At 58.1% G+C, this 18,308-nt stretch carries 18 protein-coding genes; 12 read left to right on the plus strand and 6 right to left on the minus strand.

Annotated features, from left to right (window positions below; translation table 11 throughout):
• The first annotated feature begins 82 nt into the window (after positions 1-82).
• Positions 83-1,015, plus strand: a complete 933-nt coding sequence (locus ACE3PR_RS02110) for a LysR substrate-binding domain-containing protein (protein WP_374367639.1) — start codon at positions 83-85, stop codon at positions 1,013-1,015.
• Between the two features lie 4 nt (positions 1,016-1,019).
• Here ACE3PR_RS02110 and ACE3PR_RS02115 read toward each other — a convergent pair whose 3' ends face one another.
• A complete protein-coding gene (locus ACE3PR_RS02115) occupies positions 1,020-1,949 on the minus strand; it encodes a diguanylate cyclase domain-containing protein (protein WP_374367641.1) in 930 nt (309 codons plus the stop codon).
• A gap of 108 nt (positions 1,950-2,057) precedes the next feature.
• Positions 2,058-3,866 carry a hypothetical protein gene (locus ACE3PR_RS02120; protein ID WP_374367643.1) on the minus strand — a complete coding sequence of 603 codons (1,809 nt, stop codon included), beginning with the start codon at positions 3,864-3,866 and terminating at the stop codon, positions 2,058-2,060.
• Positions 3,867-4,169: 303 nt separating this feature from the next.
• Here ACE3PR_RS02120 and ACE3PR_RS02125 point away from each other — a divergent pair, with 303 nt between their 5' ends.
• The 9 genes from ACE3PR_RS02125 to ACE3PR_RS02165 all read left to right on the plus strand — a co-directional run bounded on the left by ACE3PR_RS02125 (position 4,170) and on the right by ACE3PR_RS02165 (position 13,036).
• Positions 4,170-4,355, plus strand: a complete 186-nt coding sequence (locus tag ACE3PR_RS02125) for a Flp family type IVb pilin (protein ID WP_374367645.1) — start codon at positions 4,170-4,172, stop codon at positions 4,353-4,355.
• A gap of 116 nt (positions 4,356-4,471) precedes the next feature.
• Positions 4,472-4,972, plus strand: a complete 501-nt coding sequence (locus ACE3PR_RS02130) for a prepilin peptidase (protein WP_374367647.1) — start codon at positions 4,472-4,474, stop codon at positions 4,970-4,972.
• A 267-nt stretch (positions 4,973-5,239) separates the two neighbouring features.
• On the plus strand, positions 5,240-6,202 hold the full coding sequence (cpaB, locus tag ACE3PR_RS02135) for a Flp pilus assembly protein CpaB (RefSeq protein ID WP_374367649.1): 963 nt from the start codon (positions 5,240-5,242) through the stop codon (positions 6,200-6,202).
• Positions 6,203-6,229: 27 nt separating this feature from the next.
• The gene (locus ACE3PR_RS02140) at positions 6,230-7,699 is read left to right on the plus strand and encodes a type II and III secretion system protein family protein (RefSeq protein ID WP_374367651.1); all 1,470 of its coding nucleotides are present in this window, start codon (positions 6,230-6,232) and stop codon (positions 7,697-7,699) included.
• A gap of 13 nt (positions 7,700-7,712) precedes the next feature.
• On the plus strand, positions 7,713-8,381 hold the full coding sequence (locus tag ACE3PR_RS02145) for a CpaD family pilus assembly protein (RefSeq protein WP_374367653.1): 669 nt from the start codon (positions 7,713-7,715) through the stop codon (positions 8,379-8,381).
• A 213-nt stretch (positions 8,382-8,594) separates the two neighbouring features.
• The gene (locus tag ACE3PR_RS02150; protein WP_374367655.1) at positions 8,595-9,584 is read left to right on the plus strand and encodes a CpaE family protein; all 990 of its coding nucleotides are present in this window, start codon (positions 8,595-8,597) and stop codon (positions 9,582-9,584) included.
• Positions 9,585-9,630: 46 nt separating this feature from the next.
• Entirely contained in the window at positions 9,631-11,052 is a 1,422-nt protein-coding gene (locus ACE3PR_RS02155; RefSeq protein WP_374367657.1) for a CpaF family protein, read from the plus strand.
• The gene (locus ACE3PR_RS02160; RefSeq protein WP_374367659.1) at positions 11,045-12,058 is read left to right on the plus strand and encodes a type II secretion system F family protein; all 1,014 of its coding nucleotides are present in this window, start codon (positions 11,045-11,047) and stop codon (positions 12,056-12,058) included. The genes ACE3PR_RS02155 and ACE3PR_RS02160 overlap by 8 nt, the downstream gene beginning before the upstream one ends.
• 9 nt (positions 12,059-12,067) lie before the next feature.
• Entirely contained in the window at positions 12,068-13,036 is a 969-nt protein-coding gene (locus ACE3PR_RS02165) for a type II secretion system F family protein (protein WP_374367661.1), read from the plus strand.
• A gap of 8 nt (positions 13,037-13,044) precedes the next feature.
• Here ACE3PR_RS02165 and ACE3PR_RS02170 read toward each other — a convergent pair whose 3' ends face one another.
• Complete coding sequence (locus ACE3PR_RS02170; protein WP_374367663.1) at positions 13,045-13,830, minus strand: tetratricopeptide repeat protein; 786 nt, start codon at positions 13,828-13,830, stop codon at positions 13,045-13,047.
• Positions 13,831-13,997: 167 nt separating this feature from the next.
• Between ACE3PR_RS02170 and ACE3PR_RS02175 the strand changes: the two genes are divergently transcribed.
• Entirely contained in the window at positions 13,998-14,564 is a 567-nt protein-coding gene (locus ACE3PR_RS02175) for a pilus assembly protein N-terminal domain-containing protein (protein WP_374367665.1), read from the plus strand.
• 118 nt (positions 14,565-14,682) lie between these two features.
• Positions 14,683-16,485 (plus strand): pilus assembly protein TadG-related protein, encoded by a 1,803-nt coding sequence (locus ACE3PR_RS02180; protein ID WP_374367667.1) that lies wholly within the window; start codon positions 14,683-14,685, stop codon positions 16,483-16,485.
• A 6-nt stretch (positions 16,486-16,491) separates the two neighbouring features.
• On the opposite strand, the gene ACE3PR_RS02185 is transcribed toward ACE3PR_RS02180, so the two are convergent.
• From ACE3PR_RS02185 to ACE3PR_RS02195, 3 genes are all read right to left on the minus strand, one after another.
• On the minus strand, positions 16,492-17,052 hold the full coding sequence (locus ACE3PR_RS02185) for a hypothetical protein (RefSeq protein WP_374367669.1): 561 nt from the start codon (positions 17,050-17,052) through the stop codon (positions 16,492-16,494).
• A gap of 7 nt (positions 17,053-17,059) precedes the next feature.
• Positions 17,060-17,623, minus strand: a complete 564-nt coding sequence (locus ACE3PR_RS02190; protein WP_374367671.1) for a TadE/TadG family type IV pilus assembly protein — start codon at positions 17,621-17,623, stop codon at positions 17,060-17,062.
• A 207-nt stretch (positions 17,624-17,830) separates the two neighbouring features.
• On the minus strand, positions 17,831-18,301 hold the full coding sequence (locus tag ACE3PR_RS02195) for a DNA polymerase III subunit chi (RefSeq protein WP_374367673.1): 471 nt from the start codon (positions 18,299-18,301) through the stop codon (positions 17,831-17,833).
• Between the last annotated feature and the right edge of the window lie 7 nt (positions 18,302-18,308).

Genomic DNA, 18,308 nt, shown 5'->3' on the forward strand with positions numbered 1-18,308 from the left:
AGGCGTTGAATTTTGCTCATGATAGCGCCCGATTTCCCCAAATAATCCTGGAAAATCATATCGAAGTTGATAAGTTTCACTTATGATCCAGTTGCGCAATCAATTGCCGCCTTTGAACGCCCTCGTTGTCTTCGAGGTCGCCGGCCGGCTCGCCAGCTTCACGCAGGCGGCGCGGGAACTCAATATGACCCAGGCGGCGGTGAGCTACGCCGTGAGGCAGCTTGAAGAAGCACTGGGCAGCGCTCTCTTCCAGCGGGAGCGTCAACGCGTGCATCTCACCGAGGAAGGCCGACGCTATCATCAGGACGTGACCCTGGCGTTGGAGCATTTGCGCCGCTCGACCGAGGCGCTCCAGAGCCGGCGCCGGGGACGCTATGTGACGCTTTCCTGCTCAACTGCCTTTGCTTCGTGGTGGATGCTGCCACGTCTTGCCAGCTTCCGCCGGGATAATCCCGGGATTGATTTGCGGCTGCAGACCACGGACCGGGATATCGACCTCATTGCCGAGGGCGTCTCGCTGGGGATCCGGCGCGGTAATGGCCGGTATCTGGGCTATGACGCGGTTGAGCTGGTGGAAGAGGCAATCATCCCGATCTGCAGTCCCGCCTACCTGGCGCGGACCGGGCCGATCCGGTCCTTGGCCGATCTCGCGCGCCATCGGCTCATTCACCTCGACGAGCCCTATCGGCCGCGGCCCGGCTGGGACGATTACCTGCGCGCTGCCGGCGCACGGCTCGGCAAGGACGATCCCGGCCTTCACATGAATGATTACGCCTTGGTCATCGGTGCTGCGTTGGAGGGGCAGGGCATTGCGCTCGGTTGGCGGCACCAGACCGATCATCTGGTCGCACGCGGCCTGCTCACGCATCCCTGGGATTGGCCCTGGGTGACGGGCCTGGCCTTTCATATCGTCTGGCCGCACGGCGCGGAGTTGATGCCGGAAGTGCTCGCCGTGCGCGACTGGCTGGCGGCCAATCCGTCGATCCCTGCGCCCGATTACGAACTGGCGGGGTAACGCGTCAGATGGCGTTGGCGGCTTCCGGCATTTCAAAGATGCGTAGCTGGTTACGCCCGCCTTTTTTGGCGGCATAGAGCGCATCGCCGGCGAGCTTGAACAGGCTGGCGCGGTCCATCTGTACACTCGGTCGGCAAGTAGCAGCACCGATCGAAACGGTGACGATGGGGGCGACACCGGAATGAGCGTGTGGCAAGGAGAGGGCGCGCACGGCATTGAGCAGGCGCTCGCCGACGATGGCGGCGCCAGTGGCGTCGGTATCGGGCATCAGGCCGACGAACTCCTCGCCGCTATAGCGCGCCAAAAGATCGCCGGGACGCAGGATGGCCTTGGTCATCGCCTGACCGAGGATGCGCAGGCAATCGTCGCCGGCCAGATAGCCATAGGCGTCGTTATAGGTTTTGAAGTGATCGATATCGGTCAGGAACAGGGCGATGGAATTCTTGAGCCGCATGGCACGGCGCCATTCCCGGTCGAAATCCTCTTCAAAGGCGCGGCGATTGGCGATGCCGGTCAAACCGTCGATGGCGGAAAGACGGCGCAGATAATCGCGCTGCCGCTTCAGTTCCAGCTGATTGCGCACGCGCGCAAGGACGATCGGCGGGCTCACCGGCTTGGCAATGTAATCGACGGCACCCAAGGCGAGGCCTTTCGCCTCCTGCCGTTCCTGATCCATCGCTGTCACGAACATGACGGGAATATCGCGGGTAAAGGGATTGGCCTTCAGCCGGTCGCATATCTCGTAGCCGTCCATGCCGGGCATCATGATGTCCAGGATGATGAGATCCGGTTCTTCCGAAGCGGCAAGGGACAATGCATCGGCGCCGTTATTGGCCGCGATAACCTGATACGCCTCGCGAAGGACGACGTTCAGAATCGCGAGATTGGTGGGCGAATCGTCCACCACCAATATGAGTTCCTTATCCCGTGCCATCGCGCGCTCGACTCTTGATCAGACTGGGCCGGCCATCGCCGCGTACTTTGATAAGAAGTCTTCTACCACTGATTGATGTGGACGCAAAGCAAGTTACGAAAATCGGAACTACGGTTTCACGGCGAAAAGACGATACTCCTTGTCGACATCGGCCGACATGGGAACCTCGGTGAGCCAAGCCGGAGCGTCGCCTCGCGACAGGCGATGATACAGCGATTCCGACGGAGATTCACGAATGGCTTGAAGGGCGAAAGTGGTGCAGATGAGGACCAGGTCGACCTGGCGTCGGCGAATGATCTCCAAGCTGTCTTCGGGGGTGGAACTGGCCATCGCTGAGATCATGTCGGCGACGTCCTCATTGCCGCGATGATAGGGGCCGCCGACCAGCCGATAATCCGTCATATAGGCAATCATCGGCGGTGAATCGATGCTGTCGGTCAGAATGATTGAGGCGGGATGGGCAAGTCCGGACTGATTGTCGCGCAGCCAAGTTGCGACGAGTGTCGGGTCGCATTTCCCCTTTTCCGTCGGATCCTTTGCAGCTCCTTCGATCATGCCGACGATCTGGAGGCCGAAGGCGACAACAAAATAGCCGACAAGACGGGTGGCCAGCATTGTGAGGTGACCACGTCCCGTCGCGATTTGACAGATCATTGCAAATAATCCGCACCCCAGAATGGCGCCGAAGACGCTGACCGAAATTGCTAGGCGCAAATGAAACATCGCCGCGGCAAGGGTGACAGCATATCCGATGGAAAGATAAAGTAGTGCGCTAAAACGGGGGCTGCGGCGCGATATCCAAAGATAGTAAGCGGCAGCGGGAATGGCAGCTAAGGTATTGCCGACGAGCCGGAAAAATTCCATGGCAGAGTCGAAATTTCGCGGCCAAAGGGGCTGCATTTCCGATATTTCACGAATAAACACCGCTACTCCGGCGGAATCGATGTTGCCAAGCGACCCGAGATAGAAGCGAGGGAAAAAGGTGTCCAGAATTGCGAATGAAGCGATCGCCAACGCCAGTCCGGCTGCTATACGTCGCCAATCTTTCCAGGAGATCTTTGCGGCAAGATAGAAAGCGACCATCGAGATGACGGCAATCGCTAGATAGAGAATGGAAACCTTGTCGTACTCGGCAACGAGCCAATTTCTTGGCGGCTGTTCGGTGACGATTGCCATCAGAATGATTGCGGTCATGCCTATGCTGAAGCGGTACCCAAGCAATGCCCATGGCTTGCCATTTCCGGCAAACATCCAGAACAGACCTGCGGTAGCTATCGCGGGCGCGATCGTCAGAAGAATCTCTGGCGCCACCCATATGCCGACGCCGGCCCAGAGACCAGCAAAGACGGCGGGCCGTGCCCTGTCAGGTGCCAGCATGGCTCGAACGACATAACCGGCACTCAGCGCAATTGTCAGAATGCAAAGGGGGTGGTGGTCTGGCCGTCCTGCGAGCGAGTAGCCGAGGGCAGATCCGTTAAGGAGAAGAATAAGAGCGGCGAGGCGCCATGCGCCGTGCTGCGGGAATAAGGGTTTTGCCGCCCAAGCGACGCCCATGCATGCCAGCATGTGCAAGATCGGTGGAATGGCCACGCCAACCCAGTAGATGGCGCGATGCATGTCGATGCCAAACAACGACAAAAAAATGGCTGGCACGAGGATCAAAACATCGAAGGGCCTGGTCCAGTGGAGCGACAATCCGTCCGGGGCTCCAAGCTTTGCCGTGACGGTTTGGTACCAATCGCCGCTCTTCCAGAGTTCTTCCACCCGGATAAGCCGCATATATGCATCCGTATCCAGCAAACCACCCGCATGCAAAATCTCACGATTAAAGCCAATTGCGGCATGGAGCGCGATGGTGGCTATGAATAGAGCCAAGAGATCGATGGCGACGTGACTGCGTTGCTCTTGAGTGGGCATTTAAATGTCGATGCAATGTTACCTGGGATGCCGCAATTGCGGCTGGAATGAGTTAATAAATAGTTGTTATGTTTTATGACTGCTCAAAAATGACTAAGATTAATGATATTTCAACTACTTTCACACACCATGTTGTTCGTCCGATCGCAGGAAACACTTGCGGGCTGTGTCGGCTCGACAGATGATTTCCGACAGCGTCATGCTCGCTCTTCGTCTGAGAGCCGACGCCAATAAGGTTAGACAGCGGCCGATTGAGCCGCTGCTGGTTGCAACGTCATCAATTCATTTTGTGGAGAAGAGCTCATGCGTAAGTTTGCAAAACTTCTGAAGTCTGAATCGGGCGCCACCGCCATCGAATACGGTCTGATCGCAGCGTTCATCGCGTTGGCGATCTATGTCGGCGCCCAGGTGGCTGGTAACGGCCTCAACACCATGTTCCAGACCGTCGGCGAGAAAATGAACAACGCCGCTCAGACGATCGCTCAGTAGCGCCGTCCAGACGTCAACTCGAATTACCGATTATCTCGGGTATTCCAGGGATAACGTCGACGCGCCGGCCCTCCTCGGGCCGGCGCGTTTTTTTACGGATATGTCAGTTCGACTGAATGAACATGTTTGTTGGTATCTGTGAAATTGCCATGTTCGCGCTCCTGATTTGGGGGGGCGGTAACGACATCCTGGCCTTCAGGTTGCCCAATTGGTTGACGCTGTCGACAGCAGTCATTGCTGTGGCTTTGGTTATTGCTTCCTCTAATGTGCTCCCCCCAATCGCTTGGCATCTGGGGTTCGGCCTCGTCGTCCTGGTAGTGGGACTTGTTTTATTTCGGTTCAATCTCCTCGGCGGCGGCGACGTAAAGTGGATTGCGGCGCTGGCCATCTGGCTTGGTCCAAACCTGAACTTCCTGCGGTTCATGCTCCTGATGGGATTCGCTGGCGGATTGCTGGCTATGGTGATGGCGGTTGTCGGGCATCTTTGGCCTCATTACGGTCGGCAGGAAGGCCGGTTGCATATTCCCTATGGTGTGGCCATCGCGGTGGCTGGGATGGAATATTGGCTGCGCGGCAGCGTTCTCGGTCACAGCATCACGGCGTGGCTGGCGTCTTAGAGTCGACACGTGACCGCGTGTGTTCCTATAATGTTCTTATTTAAACCAGAGTCTCCGTATTCCCCGACAAGATACTGACTCACAGGCAAGATTCATGCCTGACAACGCATGATTCATAGTCTTTCGGCTGGCTTCTTAACCAAAAATTGGTAATAATGCTTTACGGGGCATAGTGGCGAAGAAATCAAACGCTCGATCGGCGGGCGTGACATCTTCCCGGTATGGGTTTCCTGGCCTTCATCGGTGGGCGGGGAAAAGAGGGGCCGAATGCGACCGATCGTGATCGTGCTGATTTTGGTGGCGCTGGGGGCGGCCGGCCTGACCGCGTTCCTGGCTTTGCGCTTTTTGACCGACCTGCAGCAGCAACAGCAGCAGCAGGTACAGGTGACCCCGGAACAGGCTGTCGGTGGCGTCGAGGAAGTGCTCGTAGCGGCCCGTGATATCGGGCCTGGCGAAGTGCTAACCGAGGCGGATGTCCGCTGGGAACAATGGCCGAATGCAGTGATTGATCAGCGCTTCGTGGTGAAAGCCAATGCGGGTGAAGATCCGCTTGCGGGATTCCTCGATACCATGGCGCGGCGCTCCATCATGCTGGGCGAGCCACTGACCCAATCCATGATCATCAAACGCGGCGATGCTGGCGTGACATCTGCTGTCCTGGCGCCTGGTATGCGCTCGGTGACTATTGAAGTCTCGGCGCGCACCGGCGCTGCGGGCCTGATCCTGCCCGGGGATCACGTCGACATCATGCTGATCACCAATGCCCGCGATCTTGCCGGGGTGCCGGAATCTGTCGGCCGGGATTCCCTCAGCCGTTACGCTGCCGAGGCCATTATGCGCGACGTCAAGGTGATCGCGATCAACCAATTGCTGGCCAAGGAGCCGGGCACCGGGCCGGGGATCAATAGTCAGACAGTGACCCTCGAGGTTACCTCTGAACAGGCGCAAAGAATTCTGGTCGCCAGCCAAATCGGCACGATGGTGCTTTCGCTGCGCGGTTGGGCGCGCAATGAGGAGGCGGCCGAAGCTGATGCGAAGGCGCCAGTTTACGTAACCGATCGAGAAGCCAGCCGGGTTCTCGATGAATTGATGCAGGGTGGTCTCGACGAACAGCTTTTCGAGATGCCCGCGGCTGAGAGCGAAGAGTCAGCCCCTCTGCCCGTCATGCGGGTCAAGTCGATCCGGATAAATCGAGGTGGCTCGGTAACGGTTCAGAGTCTGGGGCAATGAGCATTAGTGGGGACGGAATGGGCAACCATGTCAGGTAATCTTCCGCGCATCGGCCATGCCGGTCGGCGGCTCATCGCGCTGAACCTGCGCCTCGCCCTGGCTATATATCTAGCGCTGGCTTTCGGGTTCGTGGACGCTCGAGCGCAAGACGGCAGCCTTAGCGCCATCGGTGGCAGCACAGTTGATGCCCCGGAAAAAAGGATTGATCTGCCGATTAACGGCACGCGCGAATATGCACTTACCGCGCCGGTGCGGGATATCATCATCGGTAACCCCGACATTGCCGATGTCATCATTCGCTCGCCGACCAAATTGTTCTTGGCCGGCAAGACGGTCGGGTCGACCAACCTCTTCCTGCTCGATGCCAGCGGTAAGATGGTTGATCACTTCCAGGTCTCGGTGAATCCCGATGCCAAGGCAGCACAGGATGCTGTTCGTGCCGCCTTCCCGGAGGAAACCATCAACATTACCGGCGCCGGGGACGCGCTGGTGTTGAAGGGATCCGCGAGTTCGGACGCCGTATCACAACAGGCTGTAACGATCGCGCGGCGATTTGTCGGCGGTGATGCCCAACTTATCAACACCATGCGCATCAATTCCGAACAGCAGGTCCTGATCAAGGTTTCGGTGGCTGAAGTTCAGAAGTCCGCCCTGAAGGAACTCGGCCTCGAGAATCTGATCAGCCCGACCACGGTCGGCGATCTGGCCATTGCCGGTGTCACGGGCGGTGCCAATGCCGTCCTTGGCGGTGTTTTGCTTACGAGCGGCAGCGCGCTAACTTCGACGCCTGCCGGTTCGCTTTTCATTGACGGGCCTGGCGCGATCGATACGACGGTTCGCATCCTGGAACAGCACGGCTTGGCAAAAAAACTGGCGGAGCCGAACTTGGTGGCTGTTTCCGGTGAATACGCAACCATGCTGGCCGGTGGCGAAGTGCCGATACCGGTTGCTCAGGACGACGACACTATTACGGTTGAGTTTCGGCCGTTCGGCGTATCGCTTACCTTTCTGCCCGTGGTGCTCGACAAGGGTCGCATCAGCCTGAAGGTGGCAACCGAAGTCAGCGCACCGACGGCGACCGATATCGTTTCGTTGGGGCCTGATATTTCCATACCCAGTTTTGTCGTCCGGCGTGCAACCTCGACCGTGGAATTGCCCAGCGGCGGCAGTATCATGCTCGCCGGCTTGCTCAACAACGATATCACGCAGTCATTGCGTGGGGTGCCGGGGCTGATGAACATCCCTATCCTTGGTACCTTGTTCCGGTCGACCTCGTTCCAGCAGGATGAATCCGAACTGGTAATTGTCGCCCGGGCATTTCTGGTCCAGCCCACGGATCCTGGCGTTTTGTCCTTGCCGACGGACGGCTTTGCGCCAGCCAGTGACCTCGATCTATATCTCTTAGGCCATCTGCAGAATATTTACACCAACAGGCCTGGCGCGGCACAGGATCAGGTTCCGCAGCTGCAGGGGCCAATAGGGTATATCATCCGTTAAGGAGGGCCATCTCATGTTGCGCCATGTTGCGATTGTGGCACTTTGCCTTGCCGGCCTTTCTGCGTGCGAAGCGGATATGCCCAATTATGATTACGCGACTCGCTATCCGATCAAGGTCGAGACGCGAACCGCGCTGCTGATTCTGGAACCGGGACCGGGCGGCCATATCAAGCCGATGGATGTTGCCGCCATTGACGAATTTGCGCGCGACTATGCCAATCGCTCGGCCGGTGGCATTACCTTGCAGATCGGGGCGAACTCGATCAGCGATGCGCTCGCCACGGGCTTTGCCGCCGATATCGGAACCGCTCTCTCCGGCCGCGGGGTGCCTGTGGCCGCGGTGCAAACATCTTTTGCTACCGATCCTGAATCTGCCAAATACGGTCGGGCAATTTTGCAGTTCCCGATCTATGTCGCGATCGCGGATGAATGCGGTTCTTTCAAGGACCAGCCGGGCTTTACGCCGCTTAACGAAAACTCGTATGGCTTCGGCTGTGCCAACCAGCGTAACCTGGCTGCGATGGTCGTCAACCCCCGCGATCTCATTGATGCGCAAGCCTCGAGCGGCCGTTTAGCAGCCCGATCAGCCGATGTTGTCGGTAAATACATAATCGGCAGCAAGATCGGCGGTTCCGCTGAATCGCCCGTTCTTACGATTGTGAACACGACCGGGGGTCTTTAAGTGCTCTATCGCTTCAGTATCGAGGCATTTCCCCTAACGAAGGAGGCCGAGGCGGCTTTTGAAGGGTTGACCGCACAGCGGGAGTTTGCCCGCTCCAAGGTGACGGTCCATTTCGGCGGGTTGGCGCGTGCAGTAAAGCACTATGTCGACAACCCAAGCCCTCAAGTCATCATTGTTGAGGAGAGTGGCGGGCCAGAGGAAATTCAGAAGGGTTTGGAAGCGCTTGCGGAAGTTGTCGAGCCCGGCCGCAAGGTCATTGTCGTCGGTGGCGTCAATGATGTTCAGGCTTACCGCCGCTTGATCAGCCAGGGTGTCAGCGAATATCTGGTGGCGCCGGTCAGTTCCGAAGATGTCGCCAACGCCATCATTGCCTGTGTGAAGGATCCGGGTGCCGCGGCCCGCGGTCGCGTCATTTCATTCATCGGCGCCCGAGGTGGTGTTGGCAGTTCGACGCTCGCCGTCAACATGGCCTGGACCCTGGCAGAACTTACCCAAGAAGCTGTGATAGCCATCGATCTCGATCTCAATTTCGGCACGATGGGATTGTCCTTGAATTTGGACCCCAAGCAATCTGTGGCTGATGCCTTGACCGATTCCGATCGCATCGATTCCGTTCTGGTCGAGCGCACCATGATGGAGCACGGACCGAATCTTTCAATCCTGTCGACCGCCGGTTCCTTGAAGGAACTGGTGCCGCCCAGCGCGGAGGCGGTTGAAAGGTTGGTCGACATTTGCCGTACCATGGCACCTTTCGTGGTGGTTGATCTGCCGCGACGCTGGAATGCCTGGGTTACCGGTACCTTGCTGCAATCGGACGAAGTTGTGATCGTTGCCAGCCCCGACCTCGCCAATTTGCGCGACGCGCGCCAATTGGTCGAATGGCAAAAGGCCCGGCGCAGCAATGCAGCGACGAAGCTCGTCATCAGCAAGTCGGATGCAGCCAAACGAAACCAATTGTCGACCAAGGATTTCCAGGATACGCTTGGCACCGTGCCGAGCATGACTATTGGGTTCGATGCGACCCTCTTTGCCCAATTGATGAACAATGGGCAAATGATCGGCGAGGGCGCCAAGGCGCACAAACTGAACGAACAGCTACGGCAATTCGCACGTCAATTGGGCGCCCGTCGTGGCATCGCCAAGGAAAGTGCCAAAGGACTTAAGCTCATGACTTGGCTCAAGCGTCCGAAATCTCCCGCCTGAACTGCGCGGAATGCGTATCGACTAGGGATCGTCCAGGGAAATCGGCATGTTTGGCAAGCGCAATACACCCATCGGAACAAGCAAAGGCGAGGGCGCGCCAGCGACCGATGCGTTGGTGCCGGTTGCTGCCTCGTCGCCGCCTGCCGTTGTTGCGCCGGCTTCCCCCACACAGGCAGCGCCCAGAACGGGTGAAATGGACCAGCGCTTGACCGAGATCAAGCTCAGCGTCTTCAACGACCTGATGGCGACCGTCGATCTCGGCGAGTTTGCCAAGTTGGACCACAAGGCGGTTCGCGAAGCTATCGGCGAGATCGTCGCTGAAATCATCAATATGCGCAATCTGATGCTCTCGGCCACCGAGCAGCAGGCGCTTATAACCGAGATCTGCAACGACATCTTGGGACTAGGTCCTTTGGAGCCCCTGCTGGCGCGCGACGATATCGCCGACATCATGGTGAACGGCTACAACAAGGTCTACATTGAAACCGATGGCATGATCACGCTGACGGACGTCAAATTCCGCGACAATCAGCAATTGATGAATATCTGCCAGCGCATCGTGCAGGCGGTGGGGCGGCGCGTCGATGAATCGAGCCCGATCTGCGATGCGCGCCTGGCAGACGGTTCTCGTGTCAACGTGATTGCACCGCCGCTTGCCATCGATGGTCCGGCCCTCACAATCCGCAAGTTCAAGCGCGAGCGGTTGACCCTCGACAAACTGATGAATTTCGGAACGATCTCTCGGCCCGGCGGCAAGCTTCTGGAAATCATTGGGCATTGCCGGATCAATGTCATTATTTCGGGCGGTACAGGCTCCGGCAAGACGACCTTGTTGAACTGCCTTACCAACTATATCGACCGCGGAGAGCGCATCATCACCTGCGAGGATGCGGCCGAGTTGCAATTGCAGCAGCCGCATGTCGTCCGGTTGGAGACGCGCCCCCCCAATCTTGAAGGGGTAGGGCAGGTGACCATGCGCGACCTGGTGCGAAACTGCCTGCGTATGCGTCCGGAGCGGATTATCGTCGGTGAGGTGCGCGGTCCGGAGGCCTTCGATCTGTTGCAGGCGATGAACACCGGCCATGACGGATCCATGGGCACGATTCACGCCAACAACCCGCGCGAATGCATATCGCGCGTGGAAAACATGATTGCCATGGGTGGCTACAACTTGCCGGCCAAGACTGTTCGCGAACAGATCGCCGGTGCCGTCAATGTGATCGTCCAAGCCTCGCGTCTGCGCGATGGCTCGCGCAAGATCACGCATGTGACGGAAGTGGTCGGCATGGAAGGTGACGTTGTGACCTTGCAGGATCTATTCATCTACGAAATCCAGGGCGAAGATGCGCAAGGCAAGATCATCGGTCGGCATCGTTTCACAGGGCTGCGGCCCGGTTTCTATGATCGTGTCCGCTATTTCGGCAAAGAGCGCGAATTGGTCGAGGTGATGGAGGCGGCCAGTGCTTAGCCAATTGGCCGGGATCGATCCACAGATTTTGCTGCTGGTTGCCATGATTGCCGGCATGACGGTGGCCATTATTCTTGCCGTGGCGGCGGTGGTGGCGGCGCCGCGCGCGCGCATGAAGAAGCGCATTGCTGCGGTTGTGGGTACTGGGCCGATGATCGTTACAGATCCGGCTGCGAATGCACAGGCGAGGAAACTTCAAGGTAGCAAGCGGAAGGTCGCAGAGAAGCTCAAAGAGGCGGAATCGGAAGGAAAGCGCCGTCGCGGTGCGCGGCTGGGACAGGCATTGATTCATGCTGGTCTCACCATGCAGCCAAATAGATTCATTATGCTGTCGGCGATTTCTGGGGTGGTTCTGACTGCTCTCGTTTGGGCCATAGGCGCACCGCCTATTTTCCTGCTCGCCGTTGCACCGATCGGTGCCTTGGGTATACCGAAGCTGGTACTCAATTATCTCATCAAGAGGCGGCTGAACAAATTTACTGCGCTCTTTGCCGATTCGATCGATGTGATTGTTCGTGGTGTGCGCTCCGGCCTCACAGTTGGCGAATGTCTTGCGATCGTTGCCAGAGAAATACCCGCGCCGGTCGGATCCGAATTCGCCCTGGTCAACGAAGGAATCCGGCTGGGTATGACTACCGGTGAGGTTCTGCAGCGATTGTCGGACCGCGTCCCGACGGCTGAAGTCCGCTTTTTTACGATTGTCCTGATCACGCAGCAGAGCACGGGTGGCAACCTTGCCGAGACGCTGGCAAAGCTGTCAGATGTTCTGCGCCAGCGAAAGAAAATGAAAGACAAGGTGCAGGCGCTATCAAGCGAAGCCAAGGCTTCCGCCAGCATTATCGGATCCCTGCCGTTCATCATGATCGCCGGCATGAGCTTCACGCAGCCGCATATGGTGGCTCTTCTTTTTACACATCCAACCGGACACATGCTCCTTGGTATTGGTGTCGGCATGATGGTGACCGGCATGCTGGTGATGCGCAAAATGATCAATTTCGACTTCTAGGGCCAGATCATGGATGAGATCGAATTTGGTGCCAATCTGCCGACCTTGATCGTGGTCGTGGCATTCATGGCCGCGTTTGCGTCGGTGCTGGCGGTGACTTTGCCGTTCGCGGTCCGAGACAGTTTTGCCGATCGCCTGCGGTCGGTTGCCGCACGCCGGCAGGAATTGCGAGCAAAGCAGCAGGAGCAGTTCCAACAGCGCCGTCGCTTGATGCCGAGCCGGCAAGAAGGAATGATGCGGGCGATCGTCAGCACCTTCAAAATGGAAAACCTGCTGCAGGCCAAGGAGCTGCGGCTGAAGTTGATACAGGCTGGTTGGCGCCATCCGTCGACCCCGGTCAAATTTATCTTCGCGCGCATTGTGCTGCCGATTGCTCTCGGTCTGGGTCTCTATATCTACCTTCGCGTTACGGCGCCCGAGAAGGAGATCGAAATACATCTCGGCGTGGCTCTGGCGATTGCGGCTCTGGGCTACTATCTGCCAGCATTGGCGCTCACGAATGCGATCCAGAAGCGGCAGGCCGCGATACGGCGCGGCTTTCCCGATACGCTCGACCTGATGGTCATCTGCGTCGAGGCCGGTATGTCGATCGAAGCCGCGTTCCAGAAGGTGACGGAAGAAATGGCGGAATCGGCGCCCGAGCTTGCCGAGGAAATCGGCCTGACCGCCGCTGAACTGGCATTTCTGGGGGATCGCAGCCAAGCGTTTCAGAATCTGGCCGAACGCGTCGGTCTGCGCTCATTCAAATCCTTGTCGACAACCCTGGTTCAATCGGAAAAGTACGGTACTCCGATCGCGGTCGGCTTGCGAGTGATTGCACAGGAAAATCGCGACGAGCGCATGATGGCGGCAGAAAAGAAGGCGGCATCATTGCCAGCCAAGCTGACCGTGCCGATGATCGTGTTCTTCCTGCCGGTTCTCTTCATCGTGATCATTGGGCCGGTCGCGATCAAGGTCTCTGAAGATATGCTGAAATGATGATGCCGTTATTCGAGACCCGCCAGATACCGATAGTATTTGGCATTCTCGTCGGCAATCTCGCGCGGCAGATCCTTGCGGGCCCACCTGTCGGCAGCGTCGGGATCGCCTTTCAGCGCCAATAGCAAAGCCAGGTTCTGGCGCACCTGGGATGAAGCGCTCGGTTGGTCGGCGGCCTGATTCATCGTGGCAATGGCGCCGTCAAGATCGCCGGATTGCGCCTGCGAGAGGGCGAGATTGTTGAGAATATCGGGATTGCGCGGCGAGAGCAGCATGGCGGCGGCATAACTTTGGCGCGCTTCGTCGAAGCGCCCCTCGTAATCGTAGGCGACACCAAGTGCCGCATGTATGTCCCACAGGCTTGAATCGATCCCTCGGGCTTCTTCCAGAACCGGTATCGCCAGGTTCATCTGGTCAGCCGAAACGTAGGCCTTCCCGAGTTCGGACAGGAGTGCCACCGTCCGGCCCTCGCGGGCGATCAGGTTATTGAGAACCTCGATCGCCTGCTGGTTGCTGCCGCCATAACGGAGATTCCGCACCAGCCCCATGGCGAGGTCGAGGTTGCCGCCATCGCGGGCGAGCAGGCTCTGGTAATGCTGGGCGGCCTCAATGTAATTGTGCTGTGCCTCTGCGCGGCGCGCCGCCTCCAGAATTTGTGGGTCGAGTTGGGTCGAGCCAGTGGCCTGCGCCTCGCTGGCCTCGTCTCCGTCCAGGCCGACTGTTTCGCAGCCGGTCAGGGCCAAAGTCAGTGTGATCGCTGTGATCGTGGTGACGAGGTATTGCCGTGCCAACATATGGTGTCCCCCCCTTTGGTTTGGACGCCCGAATCGATCTAAACCATTTTCGCACAAATATTCGCTAAATCCAAATACTGTATAGGAAAATTCATTGAGCGATCGGTCGATTGGCGGTACCATCTTTCTGCTCAATTGGCAATTTCCTGCGATGGATGAGGTACGGTATGCGCGCACTTCCGGCGGTCGTTTTATCGCTTCAAATAGCGGTCTGTGTCTCGCTGGCGCCTGCGGCTCTGGCGCAGGACGTCATTTCCGTGGTTTGGCGCAAGGCGCAATTCCTGCCGATCGAGGGCGATCCGGCGACCATCATTATCGGCGATCCCAGTGTCACCGATATCTCCATCGAAGGGCCGGGCAAGATCCTGATCTTCGGGAAGGTGCCGGGTGAAACCAGCCTCATGGTTCTGGCGGCCAATGGTGATGTCCTCATCGACGCGGCCGTGGTCGTGATGCCCGAGAACGAGCGGCATGTGTCGATCATCTCTCCATCCGCCTCCGCCTATACCGAGCGGACCTGGAACTGTTACACACGTTGCGTCCAGGTCGTGGGGCCGGGCAGCATTGAATACAAGGCGCCGGCGCGTGCTGGTGGCGGCGTCGGCGGCGGGACTGCCCCCGGCCTGGCCGATGCGGCGGGACAAACGGCCGGCGGCATTGCCACGATGAACCAGGATGTCAGCGAAGGCGCAAACGCCGTTGCCGGCCAATCGGACATGCTGGTCACCCCCTAAGGGCGCGGCCCTGTCGGCAAGGCTGACGCAAACCATCAATGCTTCCTGCTCTGCCTGCGAAACAGAGCCATGACTGAGCGTAGAAACCGATGCAGTTGAACTCGAGAGGTCCGTGAGGATGAAAATCTTCAAGCGATGCGGTGATTTTCTGCGGCCCGGCTATCACGCCCGCCCTTTGCGGCATCTGGTGCGTGATGATCGGGGCTCGGTTGCAATCTGGGTCGGCCTTTCACTGATCACCTTCGTTGGCTGCGCCGGATTGGCCATCGATACGGCGCGGGGCTACATGGTGAAGGCGCGTCTGTCGCAAGCGCTGGACGCCGCCGCACTCGCAGGTGCCAAGTCGCTCCTGAGCGACACACGTGATGCCGACATCCAGATGCTCTTCGATGCCAATTTCAATGCAGCTGCTTTCAGTGCCGAGGTGGTTGGGCCGACCATCAACGCCGATACCACCAAGAATACGGTGAAAGTCAGTGCGACCGCGACGATCGACACAACGCTCATGAGCGTTCTCGGTTTCACCGACATGACGGTGGCAGCGGAGGCGACCGCGATCCGCGCTATCAATGGTTTGGACGTTGTTATTTCGATCGATATGTCGCTCTCAATGGAGCAACCGGCGTCCAAGATTGATGGCGCCATTAACGCCGCCAAGATCATGGTTGATACGCTCTACAACGACCCGAACCCGAAGACGGTGACGATCGGATCGACGACCTACGACCTTCTCAACATCGGCATGGTGCCCTGGAACGGCAAGGTTAACGTGCGAACAAATTCGGTGATTAACGGGAATAGTTATGATCCAAGCGTGCCAGGCTCTGTTCAAGAAATCAGCGTACCTGACGGATTTGTCAATCCACTCGCTGACCCGATCGATCCTACGGCGAGCACTCTCACCTACCCGAAACAGTATGTTCTCTACAAGACGAACATCTCCGAGGTTTTGCTATTAAGTAAGCCGGAAGCTGGTTGGGCGGGTGGCGTTTATGCGCGCTATATCGATGACAATATCATGACCAACGATGGCGACATGACATTGGGGTATGGCCGGATCGGGAATGCCGCCGATGGGAAAGACTGGTTCGGCTATGAGCCGGTCGATCCGACCATGGGCGAGCCGCAGCCGACAAGTGGCTCAGCCAGCAAATGGACCGCAACTACCGGTGGCCAGGAAGGCGCAAGAGTTTGGACCAATCGCAGCAAGAAATGCAAGAATGCCTATTGGAACGATAATCGGGCGGATCCGGACCGGCCGATTTTCGTTGGCAATGCACCATATTACTGGAAGAACGCCAGCGGTTTTAATGATGCCGAGAGCAGTGAATGCTATCCGACGCTCAAGCATGGCATTCTGCCATTGCAGGGAGTGAAGGACTCGGCCTCGAAGACCATCGTCACCACAGCAATCAATAACCTGAATTCCGGCACCAGCACGCCGGACGGCAACACGAATGCGACTCAGGGCTTGTTCTGGGCGTGGGAAGTGCTGATGCCCGGCGAGCCGTTCAGCCAGGCGCGTGTTTCGGTCCCCTTCAAGCGGACGCAGGCGATCGTATTTCTGACGGATGGCCGCACCACTGGATTGAACGGCGATGCGTATAAGGGTGTTTTCGGGGAAATGTACGATGGAAACACGACAACCAGCCATGGCACCTTGCCGGATGGTCAGCCCAATAATCACTATAATCGGCTGCGGGCTCTAGCCGCCAAGATCAAGGGGTCGAATCCGGATCAGGGCGTCAAGATCTTCGTCGTCCAGTATGAGGACAATGACAGCAGTCTCAAGGCCCTCTTGAAGCAGGTCGCCACCGAACCCAACGCGCCGTACTATTTTTATGCACCAGGGGCGACTGAACTGCAGAATGCCTTCAAGCAGATCGCAGCCAGCCTTTCGGTTCTGCGACTGGAGCAGTAATCCGGATCAGTTCGGCGCCGAAGTGAGATTGGTGAAGCGCGGCCTCGTGAACGCTGCACGGTAGAGCGTCTTCTCGTCATAGACGATCGAACCGAAGAGTGGCTTGTATTCGTAGATAACTTCAGCCGCGATGATGTTCTCGCCTTCGCGGACCACCAGGGTGCCGGGGAGATTGGGCACGCCTCCTTGCACGCCAATACTGCTGGCCACATCCAGTCCCGTCGCATTCTTGCGCTGCCAGAGAATCTGCTCCTGGTCACCCGTCGGATTGCCGATCGAGCTGATGATGACGCGCCCGTCCATGCCGAAATCGTAAGGCGACATCAGGCTATCGGCGGCCGTCATCAGGTCATTGATCTTGGCCTGTACATTACCGTCGGCCGGGTCGATCTGGGAGACAAGATCTGCCATGGACGCGGAGGCGCGTTCCAGTTTCTGCCCGATCAGCAACAGGCGCGGCACTTCGAAAGTGCCGAGGATGAGGACAGACAGAAAGAACAGGACGCAGGCCATTTCGATGGCGATCGAGCCATCGTCACGGCGCAGGCACAGCTTTGCTGCCTTCATGTGGAGATCACTCCTCATAAAGATTGGGCTCGTTGCGGACAACAATGGTGGCGGCCAGCGGCAAGATGCCGTTTTTTGCGATCCAGTCTCCCGCAAAGGGAGTCATGATGTGATAGGGAACCTTGACGGAATAGGAAACCACCTCGCCACCCATGCCGGCGCCGACTGTGCCCAACTCACCCCAACTATTATCTGGATTGAGGTCACTATACGGCTCGCCGTCGTCCCATGTGCCGTTGCCGTTCATGTCAGTAAACGGTTCCATCTGCCCGACCCCTGAAAAACTGGGATAGGTCTTCACCACAAACTCGGCCTCACCCATGTCGACGAGGTCCAGCGTGTGCTCATCCAGGATCTGGCGAATCTTCTCGATGCGGGTGGCATCGTTCGGGGTTTTGCCGGTGATGCCGTAGCGTGAGGCTTCTTTCAGCCCGCCTTCCAAACTGGTCATGGTCGCCATGATCATGCCCATCTCGATCACGCCGAAGGTCAGGAGAAGGAGGAGCGGCAGCACCATGGCAAACTCGACCGCTGCCACGCCGGACTCGTCGAGCCGGCGGCGCTGGTTCACAGGGCGCTTTCTAAAAATCCATCGCATGGCAAAAGCCGATCGTCCTCATCCCAAATGGGCCGCCAGGGCGCTGGCGCTGCGGAGAGCATTATTCCCGGGATATATCAGGAAAAGCTTAAGCCAACCCTTATCCATGTCCAGGGGCAGGGCTCACGGAACGGATTTTCTCACACGATAATATGTTGAAAAACGCCGATGGCGTGGCGATTACGCCTGGGTTTTGTCGACCCAGCCACCTTCGTCATTTTGTTGAAAATACGCGATTTTATGCCCGGCCTCCCGATAGAGGCGCCAGTGGGTTCTTGCCTCGGCGACAGCCTCGTCATCATGGCCATTGAATAACTCGCAGACCAGCTCGTAGCCGAGGGCGCCGAGGGCCTCCGTGGCTGGGGCCGGCGCACCGTCGCAGAGCATGAGCAACTTCGCGCCGTTGGGATTCTCCAACTGGGCCGTGAGGTAGATCGGTTGTTCCGCGGCATGACCGTCCTTGGCCGAGCCATGGGGCAGGAAGCTGGCGGGATCATAGGTCCATAGATGGGCGTTGAGGGCCTCCACCCGTTCGCTGGTCGAGGCCATGATCACCGCGCGGTCCTGCCGTTCCAGAACGCGGCGGAGGAGGCGTGTGAGCGCCTCCTCCAGCCGGTAACGAGTCAGGTGATAAAAGCGGATCTCCGCCATCGGTCGC

The sequence above is a fragment of the Dongia sp. genome (assembly GCF_041909655.1).
Classification (GTDB): domain Bacteria; phylum Pseudomonadota; class Alphaproteobacteria; order Dongiales; family Dongiaceae; genus Dongia.

Excerpts from the sequence above, each read along its gene's own strand:
- ACE3PR_RS02125 (WP_374367645.1), top strand. The coding sequence starts at position 4,170 with ATGCGTAAGTTTGCAAAACTTCTGAAGTCTGAATCGGGCGCCACCGCC.
- ACE3PR_RS02180 (WP_374367667.1), top strand. The coding sequence starts at position 14,683 with ATGAAAATCTTCAAGCGATGCGGTGATTTTCTGCGGCCCGGCTATCAC.
- cpaB (WP_374367649.1), top strand. The coding sequence starts at position 5,240 with ATGCGACCGATCGTGATCGTGCTGATTTTGGTGGCGCTGGGGGCGGCC.
- ACE3PR_RS02165 (WP_374367661.1), top strand. The coding sequence starts at position 12,068 with ATGGATGAGATCGAATTTGGTGCCAATCTGCCGACCTTGATCGTGGTC.
- ACE3PR_RS02140 (WP_374367651.1), top strand. The coding sequence starts at position 6,230 with ATGTCAGGTAATCTTCCGCGCATCGGCCATGCCGGTCGGCGGCTCATC.
- ACE3PR_RS02155 (WP_374367657.1), top strand. The coding sequence starts at position 9,631 with ATGTTTGGCAAGCGCAATACACCCATCGGAACAAGCAAAGGCGAGGGC.
- ACE3PR_RS02195 (WP_374367673.1), bottom strand. The coding sequence starts at position 18,301 with ATGGCGGAGATCCGCTTTTATCACCTGACTCGTTACCGGCTGGAGGAG.
- ACE3PR_RS02115 (WP_374367641.1), bottom strand. The coding sequence starts at position 1,949 with ATGGCACGGGATAAGGAACTCATATTGGTGGTGGACGATTCGCCCACC.
- ACE3PR_RS02120 (WP_374367643.1), bottom strand. The coding sequence starts at position 3,866 with ATGCCCACTCAAGAGCAACGCAGTCACGTCGCCATCGATCTCTTGGCT.
- ACE3PR_RS02130 (WP_374367647.1), top strand. The coding sequence starts at position 4,472 with ATGAACATGTTTGTTGGTATCTGTGAAATTGCCATGTTCGCGCTCCTG.
- ACE3PR_RS02185 (WP_374367669.1), bottom strand. The coding sequence starts at position 17,052 with ATGAAGGCAGCAAAGCTGTGCCTGCGCCGTGACGATGGCTCGATCGCC.
- ACE3PR_RS02145 (WP_374367653.1), top strand. The coding sequence starts at position 7,713 with ATGTTGCGCCATGTTGCGATTGTGGCACTTTGCCTTGCCGGCCTTTCT.
- ACE3PR_RS02175 (WP_374367665.1), top strand. The coding sequence starts at position 13,998 with ATGCGCGCACTTCCGGCGGTCGTTTTATCGCTTCAAATAGCGGTCTGT.
- ACE3PR_RS02110 (WP_374367639.1), top strand. The coding sequence starts at position 83 with ATGATCCAGTTGCGCAATCAATTGCCGCCTTTGAACGCCCTCGTTGTC.
- ACE3PR_RS02170 (WP_374367663.1), bottom strand. The coding sequence starts at position 13,830 with ATGTTGGCACGGCAATACCTCGTCACCACGATCACAGCGATCACACTG.